The 12,554-nt window shown below is 63.8% G+C and carries 10 protein-coding genes; 6 read left to right on the forward strand and 4 right to left on the reverse strand.

Annotated features, from left to right (window positions below; genetic code table 11):
- Window positions 1-4 precede the first annotated feature (4 nt).
- Complete coding sequence (locus WA950_RS16930; protein WP_424552884.1) at window positions 5-1,495, reverse strand: leucyl aminopeptidase; 1,491 nt, start codon at window positions 1,493-1,495, stop codon at window positions 5-7.
- A 277-nt stretch (window positions 1,496-1,772) separates the two neighbouring features.
- On the opposite strand from WA950_RS16930, the gene lptF reads away from it, so the two are divergent.
- From lptF to rsmA, 6 genes are all read left to right on the forward strand, one after another.
- On the forward strand, window positions 1,773-2,957 hold the full coding sequence (lptF, locus tag WA950_RS16935; protein ID WP_424552885.1) for an LPS export ABC transporter permease LptF: 1,185 nt from the start codon (window positions 1,773-1,775) through the stop codon (window positions 2,955-2,957).
- On the forward strand, window positions 2,954-4,036 hold the full coding sequence (gene lptG / locus WA950_RS16940) for an LPS export ABC transporter permease LptG (protein WP_424552886.1): 1,083 nt from the start codon (window positions 2,954-2,956) through the stop codon (window positions 4,034-4,036). The genes lptF and lptG overlap by 4 nt, the downstream gene beginning before the upstream one ends.
- Window positions 4,036-6,375: an LPS-assembly protein LptD gene (locus tag WA950_RS16945; protein WP_424552887.1), complete on the forward strand. Its 2,340-nt coding sequence runs from the start codon at window positions 4,036-4,038 to the stop codon at window positions 6,373-6,375. The genes lptG and WA950_RS16945 overlap by 1 nt, the downstream gene beginning before the upstream one ends.
- 140 nt (window positions 6,376-6,515) lie before the next feature.
- On the forward strand, window positions 6,516-7,454 hold the full coding sequence (locus WA950_RS16950; RefSeq protein WP_424552888.1) for a peptidylprolyl isomerase: 939 nt from the start codon (window positions 6,516-6,518) through the stop codon (window positions 7,452-7,454).
- Window positions 7,455-7,600: 146 nt separating this feature from the next.
- Window positions 7,601-8,638 carry a 4-hydroxythreonine-4-phosphate dehydrogenase PdxA gene (gene pdxA / locus WA950_RS16955; protein WP_424552889.1) on the forward strand — a complete coding sequence of 346 codons (1,038 nt, stop codon included), beginning with the start codon at window positions 7,601-7,603 and terminating at the stop codon, window positions 8,636-8,638.
- Window positions 8,638-9,465 (forward strand): 16S rRNA (adenine(1518)-N(6)/adenine(1519)-N(6))-dimethyltransferase RsmA, encoded by an 828-nt coding sequence (gene rsmA, locus WA950_RS16960; RefSeq protein ID WP_424552890.1) that lies wholly within the window; start codon window positions 8,638-8,640, stop codon window positions 9,463-9,465. Before pdxA ends, rsmA begins: the two co-directional genes overlap by 1 nt.
- A gap of 81 nt (window positions 9,466-9,546) precedes the next feature.
- Here the strand turns inward: rsmA and gmk are convergent, their stop codons facing one another.
- The 3 genes from gmk to mltG form a co-directional block, all read right to left on the reverse strand.
- Window positions 9,547-10,206 (reverse strand): guanylate kinase, encoded by a 660-nt coding sequence (gmk, locus tag WA950_RS16965; protein ID WP_424552891.1) that lies wholly within the window; start codon window positions 10,204-10,206, stop codon window positions 9,547-9,549.
- Between the two features lie 3 nt (window positions 10,207-10,209).
- Window positions 10,210-11,097, reverse strand: coding sequence for a YicC/YloC family endoribonuclease (locus tag WA950_RS16970; RefSeq protein ID WP_424552892.1), 888 nt, complete (start codon window positions 11,095-11,097; stop codon window positions 10,210-10,212).
- A 225-nt stretch (window positions 11,098-11,322) separates the two neighbouring features.
- Window positions 11,323-12,501: an endolytic transglycosylase MltG gene (gene mltG / locus WA950_RS16975; RefSeq protein WP_424552893.1), complete on the reverse strand. Its 1,179-nt coding sequence runs from the start codon at window positions 12,499-12,501 to the stop codon at window positions 11,323-11,325.
- Window positions 12,502-12,554: the final 53 nt, after the last annotated feature.

Raw genomic sequence — 12,554 nt, forward strand, 5'->3', positions numbered from 1 at the left:
TCCATCACCCTTCGTAGTTCGCGCGCACCAGTTCGTCGAGCAGGCGCACGCCGAAGCCGGAGCCCCAGGACTGGTTGATCTCGTCGGCCGGCGAGCCCATTGCGGTGCCGGCAATATCGAGATGCGCCCAGGGCGTGTCCTTGACGAAGCGCTGCAGGAACTGCGCGGCGGTGATCGAGCCCGCGTAGCGGCCGCCGGTGTTCTTCATGTCGGCGAACTTGCTGTCGATCATCTTGTCGTATTCACGGCCGAGCGGCATGCGCCACAGGCGTTCATTGGTCGAAAGGCCGGCGGAGGTAAGGCGCGCGGCAAGCGTGTCGTCGTTGGAGAACAGGCCCGCGTGATGGCTGCCGAGCGCGACCATGATCGCGCCGGTCAGCGTGGCGAGGTTGATCATGAACTGCGGCTTGAAGGTCTCGTTGCAGTACCACAACGCATCGCACAGCACGAGGCGGCCTTCGGCATCCGTATTGATGACCTCGATCGTCTGTCCGGACATCGACTTGACGATATCGCCGGGGCGCTGCGCATTGCCGTCGGGCATGTTTTCCACAAGGCCGAGAATGCCGACGACATTCGCCTTCGCCTTGCGGGCGGCCAGCGTGTGCATGAGGCCGATGACGGCGGCCGCGCCGCCCATGTCGCCCTTCATGTCCTCCATGCCGCCGGCTGGCTTGATGGAAATGCCGCCCGTGTCGAAGACGACGCCCTTGCCGATAAAGGCGATCGGGCTGTCCTTCTCCTTGCCGCCCTTCCAGTGCATGACCGCAAGGCGCGGCGGACGAACGGAACCCTGCGACACGCCGAGAAGCGCGCCCATGCCGAGCTTCTTCATCTCGCGCTCGGTGAGGATGGTCACGTCGACACCGAGCTTTTCGAGCGCCTTGGCCTTTTCGGCGAACTCCACCGGGCCGAGCACGTTGGCGGGCTCGTTGACGAGGTTGCGCGCGAGAATCACGCCCTGCGCGACCGCGTCGGAAACATCGTTCGCCTTCTTGGCGGCGCTCGCAACGGAAGTGACCATCGTCACCTTCACGGCCCTGCCGTTCTTCGCTTCGTCATCCTCGGCCTTCTTGGTCTTGTAAAGGTCGAAGCTGTAGGCGCCGAGCTGCATGCCCAGCGTAAAATCGGCGGCGTTCTTCGCCATGACGGTGAGGCCCGGCGCATCGAGATAGATCGTCGCCTTTTCCGCGCCGCCGACCCTTGCGGCAGCGGCGCCGCCGGCCTTCAGCCAGTCATGGGCCGTCAACTTCTCTGCATCGCCGAGGCCGAGCACCATGATGCGGTCGACCGGCGCGCCATGCGGGGCCAGGATATCGAGATTTTTCAGCGCCCTGCCGGTGAATTTCGCAACGTCCGCCGCGCGGCTGACGACGCCCTCCGGATCGACCTCGCCAAGCCCAGCCGCCTGCCCGCCGGAAATCTGGAGAAGGATTGCAAGACCGCCCGAGGCGCGCGCCGTCTTTGCGAAACTGATATCGAATCTGGAAGCCATGATTTACTCCGCATATAAGCCGCTGGGGGACCGGGCGGCCTCTCGTTCGGCCGGAAGGCCGCTAGTCGCGTCAATTCCTTGTCGCTTTTGCCGCGCTTGGCAAGATGTATGCGCTTCTTTAGAGAACGTTAGCCATGCTTGTTCGTCATAAATTTTCTATCCGGGCGGAGACTCTCCGCTATGGCGTCAGCCTCAAGAAAGCTTATATGCCCATGGCGGTTCCGATGGTCATCATGACACCCAGCAGGAGCCGTTTGTCGGAAACGCGGACAAAACGATGAAACTGATCGAGCGCTATATCCTGCGGCGGGCGTCGCTCATGTTCGTCGCCACGCTTTTGCCCTTGCTCGGCATCGTCTGGGTCACGCAGGCCCTCACCAGCATCAACCTCGTCACCGACAGCGGCCAGTCGATCTTCGCCTTCATGAAGCTCGCCACGCTCATCCTGCCATCCGTCATCCCGATCATCCTGCCCTTCGCGCTGGTCATCGGCGTGTCGCAGACGCTGACCGTCATGAATGCCGATTCGGAGCTGACGGTTCTGAACTCGGCCGGCAGCTCGCGCACGACGATCATCCGCCCGATCATGATTCTCGCCGTCGCGATGAGCCTCGTCTCCTTCGCCGTCGACAATTTCGTCGAGCCCTATTCCCGCATGGCCGTGCGCAAGATGATCGCGACGGCCCATGCCGACATGCTTTCGGCCGTCGTGCAGGAAAACACCTTCCGCAAGATCACCGACGACCTCTATGTGCAGGTGGCGGAACGGCGCAGCAACGGCGTTCTGCATGGTCTCTTCGTCGCCGATACGCGCGATCCGCGCTTCGAGATGGTCTACTATGCCCGCGAGGGCGCGGTGGACGAGAACTCCTCGGCGCTGGTGATGAAGGACGGCGAGGTGCACCGCAAGCTGCCGGACGGCAACGTCTCCATCATCAAGTTCGAATCCTACGCATTCGACCTTGCCGACCTCACCCAGAGCACCGGCACGTCGAACATCCGGGCCAAGGACCGCGACCTGCCCTATCTCTTCAATCCCGATCCCGAAGACCCGCAATACAAGCACAATCCGGGGTCCTTCACTGCCGAGCTGCACCGGCGTTTCAGCGACTGGATGTTCCCCATCGTCTTCGGCCTGATCGCCCTCGTCGTCAGCGGCGACGCGCGTTCCCACCGGGAGGCGCGCATGCATCCGATGATCACTGCGCTGCTGAGCGCCCTCTTCGTGCGCTGGGCGAGCTTCTATGCCTCGAACAGCGCAGAAGACTCCCTCTATTTCATCCCGATCATGTACCTGATCCCGATCCTTACGGCAGCGCTCGCCATCCGGTATCTCGCGCGCAACAAGAGCCTCGAGATACCCGCAACGCTCAGCGACCGTGTCAACGAGTTGCGCGACAGACTGCTTGCGCGCTTCACCAGACCCAACCCGGCCTCGACCGGCGGGAGCGACAAGCCATGATCCGCACGCTCGGCCTCTACTTCTTCCGCCGCTACGTCGTCACCACGATCTGGTTCCTGCTTGGTATCTTCGCGCTGGTCTTCATCATCGACTTTTCGGAGATGTCCAACCGGGCCGGAGCCCTGCCCGGCTATACGCTTTCCACCGGCCTTCTCGTGACGGCGCTGCGCATCCCGACGATCCTGATGCAGACGGTGCCCTTCGTCGCACTGTTTGCCGGCATGGCGGCCCTTATCTCGCTCAACCGGCGCTACGAACTGGTCGTGACGCGCGCCGCCGGCATTTCCGTCTGGCAGTTCCTGCGCCCCTTCGTCATAGGCTCGTTCCTGTTCGGCGTGCTTTCCGTGCTGACGCTCAATCCGCTTGCGGCATGGGGCAGCCAGAAGGCGCAGGAATTCGAAGCATCCTGGGGCGCCACCAATTCCGCACGCGCGAACAATGCCGTTCCGTGGCTCCGCCAGATCTACGACAAGGACGAGGCGATCATCGGTGCGAAGGCCGTTCTCGACAACGGAACGCGGCTGCTCAATGTGTCCGTCATCCACTTCGATTCCGACAGCCGGATCGTGCTGCGCCAGGACGCCGACTCGGCCACTTTGGAAGATGGTTACTGGCTTCTTAAGAACGTGCACGAGACACGCAGCGGCGAATTGCCGGTCCGTCTCGATGAGGTACAGCTTCGTACCAATCTGAAACGGGAATTCGTTTCCGAAAGCCTGGAAAAGCCTGAAAGCATTGCCTTTTTCGACATCGGCCGGAAGATCGAAGTGGCAAAATCCTTCGGTTTCCCGACGAACGCCATGGAAACGCAGCTCCATTCCATGCTTTCGCTGCCACTCCTCCTGGTTGCCATGACCCTGATCGCAGCCTGTGTATCGTTAAAATTTAGTAGGTTTAATCAATCGCGTGCGGTGATTCTGGGTGGAATACTTTCAGGCTTCATGCTTTATGTCGTCACCGTGCTTGTGAAGGCATTCGGAAGCAGCGGTGTTGTTCCTCCGTTCGTTGCGGCCTGGCTCCCAGTGGTCGTCGCGATGTCGTTGGGTGCGACTATTCTTCTGCATCAGGAGGACGGCTAGTGGCGGTAGGCGCCCGCAAAAAGAATCGGTGGTTAAGAGCCGCCCTGCTTGCAGGTGCGGCCGTATGCGCCCTCATGCCCGCTTCGTCCGTAACGGTTTACGCGCAGATGTCGGATCTTGCGACGACGCAGCCGAACATCCCGGACGACGCCAAGCTGCTGCTCGCCTCGAACGAGCTCATCTATAACAACGACAATGACACGGTCCTCGCGCGAGGCGCCGTGCAGATCAATTATGCCGGCTACAAGCTGGTCGCCCGCGAGGTCGAATACGACCAGAAGACGGGTCGGCTGAAGGCACGCGGCAATATCGAACTCATCGAACCGACCGGCAACCGCATCTACGGCGACGAGATGGACCTGTCGGACAACTTCGCCAACGGGTTCATCAATGCGCTGCGCATAGAAACCACCGACCTCACCAAACTGGCGGCGACCAGCGGCGAGCGCGTCAACGGCGAAGAAATGGTCCTCAACCACGCCGTCTACACCGCCTGCACGCCCTGCGCCACGAACCCGACCCATCGCGGGCTGTGGGAGGTCAAGGCCGAGCGCGTCGTGCAGAACGGGCGTACGAAAACGATCCGCCTCGAGCGCGCGCGCTTCGAGATGTTCGGCAAGCCGATCGCCTATATTCCGGTGCTCGAAGTGCCGGACCACACCGTCAAGCGCAAGACCGGCTTCCTCTTCCCGCAGTTCCGCTACACCCAGAAGCTGGGCTTCGGACTGACGACGCCCTATTACATCGCGATCGCGCCGGACATGGACGCGACGCTGTCGCCGACGATCCTCACCAATCAGGGCTTCCTCATGGAAGCCGAGTTCCGCAAGCGGTTCCACAACGGCGCCGTGACGCTGCGCGCTGCCGGCATCAGGCAGATGAACTCCGACGTATTCACGCCGAACACGTCCGACTGGCAGGAAGACGGTTTCCGCGGCATGGTCGCCTCGACCGGCAGCTTCCAGATCAATCCGCGATGGGCGTTCGGCTGGAACGTCATGTCGCAGACCGACAACAACTTCGCGCGCACCTATGAAATCAGGGGCTTCGAGAGCGACACCTTCGCCAATCAGGGCTACCTGTCCGGCCTCAGCCGCCGCAACAGCTTCGATCTGCGTGCCTTCTATTTCGACGTCCAGGACGCCGACCCGCTGGATCAGGCAGAGCGCAAGCAGGCGATCGCCCAGACGCTCGATCACGAATATATCGTGCCGCAGCCGGTGCTTGGCGGTGAACTGAGCGTTACGACCAACATTACAAACATCGACCGCGACCTCGCCGACACCTTCACGACGGTGAACGGCGTGAACCGTTTCCCCGGTCTCGAAGGCGGCATGACCCGGTTGACGAGCGAACTGGAATGGAAACGCCAGTTCGTCGTGCCGGGCGGCCTGGTGCTGACCCCCCTGCTCGCCGCACGCGGCGATATCCACCGCCTCGACATGCGCCCGCCTGGCGCAGGCTATGCCGGCACATACGAAACCGGCGACAGCGCGACCCGCACCATGCTGACGGCTGGCCTGGAGGCGCGCTACCCGATCCTCGCGACGACGGACTACAGCACGCATCTCTTCGAGCCGATCGCGCAGATCTATGCGCGTCCCGACGAAGACCTTGCCGGCCGCCTGCCGAACGAGGATGCCCAGAGCTTCGTCTTCGACGCCACCAATCTCTTCGAGCGTGACAAGTTCTCCGGCTTCGACCGGACCGAAGGCGGCACGCGCGCCAATCTCGGCCTGCGCTATACCGGGACTTTCGACAATGGCGTGCGCCTTCGCAGCATTGTCGGCCAGTCCTTCCAGCTTGGCGGCGTGAACTCCTTCGCGTCCCCCGACCTCGTGAATGCCGGCGCCAATTCGGGCCTTGAGACGGATGCCTCGGACTATGTCGGCATGGCCGGCGTCGATCTGCCGAGCGGCATCTCGTTCTCGACCAGCGCCCGTCTCGACAAGGACGATTTCTCGGTGCGCCGCTCGGATACGTCGCTGCGCTTCGACGGCATCCGTTTCGAGACCGAGATCACCTATACGCGCATCGCCGCGCAGCCGCTCTACGGCCTTACGGACACTGCAAGCGAGGTTCAGGGCGCTGCCGCGTTCAAGTTCCACGACTACTGGTCGGTCTTCGGCTCGGTAACCTACGACATCGGCAATCATATCATTTCGCGCAACGGCCTCGGCGTTTCCTATGACGACCGCGATACGGTCTTCTCGCTCGTCTACGAGCAGACGCGCGACAAATCGAGCACCGCTGCGAACGACTGGTCGATCGGTGCGCGCCTGATGTTCCGCACGATCGGCGACATTCAGGTCGGCGATACGACGCTCGCCGGTTTCTGACGGCCCCCAGACTGCTCTTGTCATCGTTTGGCCGCATGTATTATGCACATCCGGGAGAAGGTTTTCTCCCGGATGTGCACATGACTGGCGCGACACGGCAAGCGGGAGGGCATAAAATGGGTTTTGGAAGAGGGACTGGCATGATGGGCAGACAATCTCTGGTGCGTTCCATGATGATGGGCGTCGCGCTCGCCGCAGCCGTGACGATCACCGCCCCGGCAGGCACCGCGCAGGCCGCAAGCTCGGTCGTCGCGGTCGTCAACAACACCGCGATCACCTCCGGTGACCTGGAGCGCCGCGTCAACTTCCTGAAGCTTCAGCGCTCGAAGGGAAATCTTCGCAGCCTCGCCCGCGAACAGCTGATCGACGATACGCTGAAGCGCGATGAAATTCTGCGTATCCGCGCATCCGTCAGCATGGCCGAAGTCGATGCCGCCTATGCGCGATTTGCGGCTTCCAACAAGATGTCGCCGGAACAGCTCGGCAAGGTCCTGAACCAGGCCGGCGTCGGCTCCGACCATTTCAAGCAGTTCATCGCCCTGCAGATGAGCTGGCCGCGCGTCGTCAATGCCCGCTTCGGCCGCGCCAACAACGGCAAGTCCCTCGTCGAGCGCATGCAGGAAAATGGCGGCAAGAAGCCGGTGACCACCGAGTACTTCCTCAAGCAGGTCATTTTCGTCGTGCCGGAAAAGCGCCGCAACGCCATCCTCGGCAAGCGCAAGGCGGAGGCGGAAGCCTCCCGCTCGAAATTCCCCGGCTGCGATCAGGCCAAGGCCTTCGCCGCAACGATGCATGACGTCTCGATCCGCGACCTCGGCCGCGTGCTGGCGCCGGAAATGCCCGCAGACTGGAAGCCGCTGGTCGAGAAGTCGAACGGCCAGACCACCGGCACGCGCGTCACCGAACGCGGCGTCGAATATCTCGCAATCTGCATGAAGCGTGAAGTCAACGACGACGTGGCGGCCGAAATGGTCTTCCGCGCCGAGGATCTCGCCAAGGCGAAGACCGGCGAAGACGACGCGAACAGCAAGAAATACGTCGCCGAGCTGCGCAAGAAGGCAACGATCACCGAACGCTGATTTCCAGCGCTCCGATACCGGGGCGCCTTCAAACCCGCTGGAGCATGTTCCCTTCGGAAAAGGCTCCAGCCCTTTGTTTCCACGCAATACCGGCTGCAGGATCGCTGCACATTCCTGCCGGAATTGCGCTCGTGGCAGGGTCCCCCATGACGACGATGAACATTCCTCCGCTGGCGCTCACCATGGGCGATCCGGCGGGGATAGGACCCGATATCACCCTCGCCCTCTGGGCGGCCCGCGAGAGCCTTTCGCTCCCTCCTTTCCTCTTCATCGGCGATGCGGCAGTCCTGCGGGATCGCGCTGCGGTGCTGGGCCTGGATATCGCCGTCGCTGCTGCCGGGCCGGAAACGGCTGGCGCCCTCTTCCATGAGGCAATCCCGGTGCTCTCCAGCGACTGCGCCGCGCCTGTCACACCGGGTGCACCCGACCCGCGCAACGCCGCCGCCATCACCGGCGCAATCGAGACGGCCGTCGCCCTGACCATCGCCGGACGAACTTCAGCCGTCGTGACGAACCCCATCGCCAAGGCAGTGCTCTACGACGCCGGCTTCGGCTTTCCCGGCCATACGGAATTCCTTGCCGATCTCGCAGCGAAAGCGACCGGCCAGCCGTCGCTTCTCCCCGTCATGCTGCTCGCTGGGCCGAAACTGCGCACCGTTCCCGTGACGATCCACATTCCGCTGAAGGACGTTCCGGCGGCGCTGACCGAAGACCTCATCGTCGAAACCGCTGTCATCACCGAGCGGGACCTGCGCCAGCGCTTCGGCATTGCCCGGCCGCGCCTCGCCATTGCCGGGCTCAACCCGCATGCGGGCGAAGGCGGCGCACTGGGGCTGGAGGACGAGGCCATCGTGCGCCCGGCCGTCGAGCGGCTCAGGGCGGCAGGCATGGCTGTCGTGGGCCCGCTTCCGGCCGATACGATGTTCCACGATGCGGCGCGCGCGACCTATGACGTGGCGCTCTGCATGTATCACGACCAGGCGCTGATCCCGGCCAAGGCCCTTGGCTTCGACGATTCCGTCAATGCGACGCTCGGCCTGCCCTTCATCCGCACCTCGCCGGACCACGGCACGGCCTTTGCCATCGCCGGCAAGGGTATCGCCAAGCCGGACAGCCTGCTCGCCGCGCTGCGGCTTGCCCGGGAGTTGGCCGCACACGAACGAACAGAAAGGGAGGTTGCGTGATGGCAGCGCTCGATGGACTTCCCCCGCTTCGCGACGTCATCCAGCGGCATGGACTGGACGCCAAGAAGTCGCTCGGCCAGAATTTCCTGCTCGACCTAAACCTCACCCAGAAGATCGCCCGCACCGCCGGCCCTATCGAGAACCACACGGTGATCGAGGTCGGACCAGGCCCCGGCGGCCTGACGCGCGCCATCCTTGCCCTCGGCGCCAAGCATGTGATCGCCATCGAGCGCGACGCGCGCTGCCTGCCCGCGCTGGCGGAGATCGCCGATCACTATCCGGGCCGCCTGACGGTCATCGAAGGCGATGCGCTGAAGACGGATTTCGAGGCGCTGGCGCCCGGCGAGCCGACGCGCATCATCGCCAACCTCCCCTACAATGTCGGCACGCAGCTCCTCGTCAACTGGCTCTTGCCCAAGGCCTGGCCGCCCTTCTGGGATTCGCTGACGCTGATGTTCCAGCGCGAGGTGGGCCTACGCATCGTTGCACAGGAGGATGACGATCACTACGGCCGGCTCGGCGTGCTCTGCGGGTGGCGCACGCAGGCCAGCATGGCCTTCGACGTGCCGCCGCAGGCCTTCACGCCGCCGCCGAAGGTGACGTCGTCCGTCGTGCATCTGGAACCGATCGCCAGGCCGCTGGCCTGTGACGCAAGCGCCCTGGAGCGCGTCACCCACGCCGCTTTCGGCCAGCGCCGCAAGATGCTGCGTCAGAGCGTGAAATCGCTTGGCGGTGAGGCATTGCTGGCGCGCGCAGACATCGACCCGCAGCGACGGGCCGAAACGCTGAGCGTGGAAGAGTTTGTGCGGCTGGCGAACACGCTCTGAAGCCCTGAAGGACACCCCTCATCGGGCCTGCCGCCGGTAGGAGGGCGAACCCCGAATGAGGGTCCGCCGTAGCGCCGCGCCTCAGAGCGCCGGCTTCTCCGTCACCAGTTGGGTCACGAACTCGAAAAGCCCATGCCGCCGGTCACGCCGCAGGCGTTCGGCCTTCACGATGCTCTGCACGGCATCGAAGGCGACGGAGAGGTCATCGTTGAGGATGACGTAGTCGTATTCCCGCCAATGCTCGATCTCGGCCCGGGAGTTCGCCAGGCGCGTCTGGATGACCTCTTCGGTATCCTCCGCCCGGCGATGCAGGCGCGACTGCAGCTCGGTCATCGAGGGCGGCAGGATGAAAATCGACACGACGTCGGCCGGCATCTTCTCCTGAAGCTGCTGGGCGCCCTGCCAGTCGATGTCGAAGAGCATGTCGCGGCCGGCGGACATCGCCAATTCCACCGGCTCGCGCGGCGTGCCGTAGAAATTGCCGTGCACCTCGGCCCATTCGAGCAGCGCATCGCCGTCGCGCAGGCGCTCGAATTCCTTGTGGTTGATGAAATGGTAGTGGCGGCCGGCGATCTCGCTGGCGCGCCGCTGGCGTGTCGTGACACTCACCGACAGGCTGAGACCGGGATCGGCTTCCAGAAGGTTGCGGGCGATGGTCGACTTTCCGGCGCCGGACGGCGAGGAGATGACGAGCATGAGCCCGCGACGCTCGATGTTGATCTGCTTCGAATGGTCGGCCATGGCCTACTCCAAATTCTGGACCTGTTCCCTGAACTGGTCGATGACCACCTTCAGTTCGATGCCTGCAGCCGTTACAGCAGCAGCGTTCGACTTGGAACAGATCGTATTCGATTCCCTGTTAAATTCCTGTGCGAGAAAATCGAGCTTGCGGCCGATGGGGCCGCCCTGGGCGATCAGCTCGCGCGCCGCCGCCACATGCGCCTTCAGCCGGTCGATCTCCTCGCGCAGATCCGCCTTGGTGGCGATAAGCGCCGCTTCCTGATGCAGCCGGTCGCGATCGAGCGCCGTCGCGCCCTGCATCAGCATGGCGACCTGCGCGGAAAGCCGCTCGGCTATCGCTGCGACGCTGCGCGACGGATCGGCCTCGACCGCCTCCGTCAGCGCCTCGATGCGCGCGACCTGGCCGAGCAGGACCGCGGCAAGCGCGTCCCCCTCCTTGCGCCGCATATCGGCAAGACAGCGGACCGCCTCGGCAAAACCGGCGCGGATATCGCCGTCGCGCGCCGTGCGCTCCGTCTCGCTCTCTTCCGCCTCACGGAAATCGACGATGCCGCGCACCGACAGCAGCGTGTCGAGCTTCAGCGGCGCGGGGTCCACGACGCCGGTCAGTTGCTCGCGCAGGGCCAGAACGGCAGCGAGCGCCCCCTGGTTCACCACCGCCTCGACCTGCGCCTCGCTGACGCTGGTGGCAAGTCCGATCTGCAGATTGCCGCGCGAAAAGGCCTCGCCCGCAAGGCGGCGCATATCCGCCTCCAGCGCCTCGAAGCCGGGTGGCAGCCGCAGCCGCAGGTCCAGCCCCTTGCCGTTGACCGAGCGCAGTTCCCAAGCCCAGCGCGTGCGCCCGCTGGTTCCCTCGACCCGCGAAAAGCCGGTCATCGATTGCAATGTCATGTCAGCCTCCAAAGGCGCCTCGCCTTGCCACGGCAAGAGCCGGGAACGGGCAGCCGGATGCGCGCGGCACGCGCGCCATCATCCGCATTAAAATGAAGCAGTTTCACGGGGTTGGAAACGGGCAAGCGTGCGCGAGACGCCGCGATCCACATCAAAGGTGATATCCCCGAACAAAACGGCCCCGGACGAAAGCGCCGGGGCCGGGTTCAGATCGGGTATATCCGGTTACGGGGACTTGCCGGCTTCCGCCTCCTTGGCGGCCGCGGCCTTTTCCGCTTCCAGCTTGCGCCAGCGGCGGACATTCTGGTTGTGCTCGTCCAGCGTCTCGGCGAAGACGTGGCCGCCCGTGCCGTCGGCAACGAAATAGAGATCCGGGGTGCGGGACGGGTTTGCGACCGCCTCAAGCGCTGCGCGGCCCGGATTGGCGATCGGCGTCGGCGGCAATCCCTTGATGATATAGGTGTTGAAGGGCGTCTGCTTTTCGAGGTCCGACTGGTAGATCGGGCGCTCCGCCGGCTTACCGTCGCCGCCGAAGATACCGTAGATGATCGTCGGGTCGGACTGGAGGCGCATGCCCTTGTCGAGCCGGTTCAGGAAGACCGAGGCGACGCGCGGGCGCTCGTCGGCGCGGCCCGTTTCCTTCTCGACGATAGAGGCGAGCGTCACGAACTCCTCGCGCGTGGCGATCGGCAGCTTGTCGTCACGCCGCTCCCAGATCTGGTCGATCAGCGACTTCTGCGCATCCAGCATCTGGTGGAGGATATCGGCGCGCTTGGTGCCGCGCGAGAACTTGTAGGTATCCGGCATCAGCGAGCCTTCGACCGGCAGGTCCGTCGGCAGGTCGCCTTCGAGCACCGGATCGTCGCCAAGGCGCTTGAACACCTGCTTGACCGTGAGCCCTTCCGGTACGGAAACGCTGTAGAGGATCGACTTGCCGGATTTCAGGAGCTCCATGATCTCGCGCATGGAGGCGCCGGCCTTGATCTCGTACTCGCCGGCCTTCAGCGTGTCGCCGTCGAGATAGACGCGCGACAGCACGCGGAAGACGCGGCCATCCGTGATGACGTCGTTGCGCTCGAGGTTGGCGGCAATCTCATTGGTTCCCGCGCCGTTCCGAACGATGAAGTTCGTATTGGCCGTCAGCGGGCCCTGCTCTTCATAGCTCTTCACGCCGTAGTAGAAGATACCGACGCCGATCAGCGAGGCGAAGACCACCACGGTCATGACGAAATTCAGGAAGATGACGATCTGGCTGCGCGCCTTGCGCGAGCGACGACGGCTCGGCGGGGCCGGCACCTGTTCGGGCCGCAGGGCCTCATTGGCGGATTTGGGAATGATGCGCGACTGGCCGGATGCCTCGCCGCGGCCAAACTGCGTCTCGCCGGAATCGTTCGTGTCGCTCACGGACTGTCCTCATGGTTCTGGAGCGGTTCGCTTCCCTTGGAATACGAACGCTT

Source organism: Shinella sp. (genome assembly GCF_049651085.1).
Classification (GTDB): domain Bacteria; phylum Pseudomonadota; class Alphaproteobacteria; order Rhizobiales; family Rhizobiaceae; genus Shinella.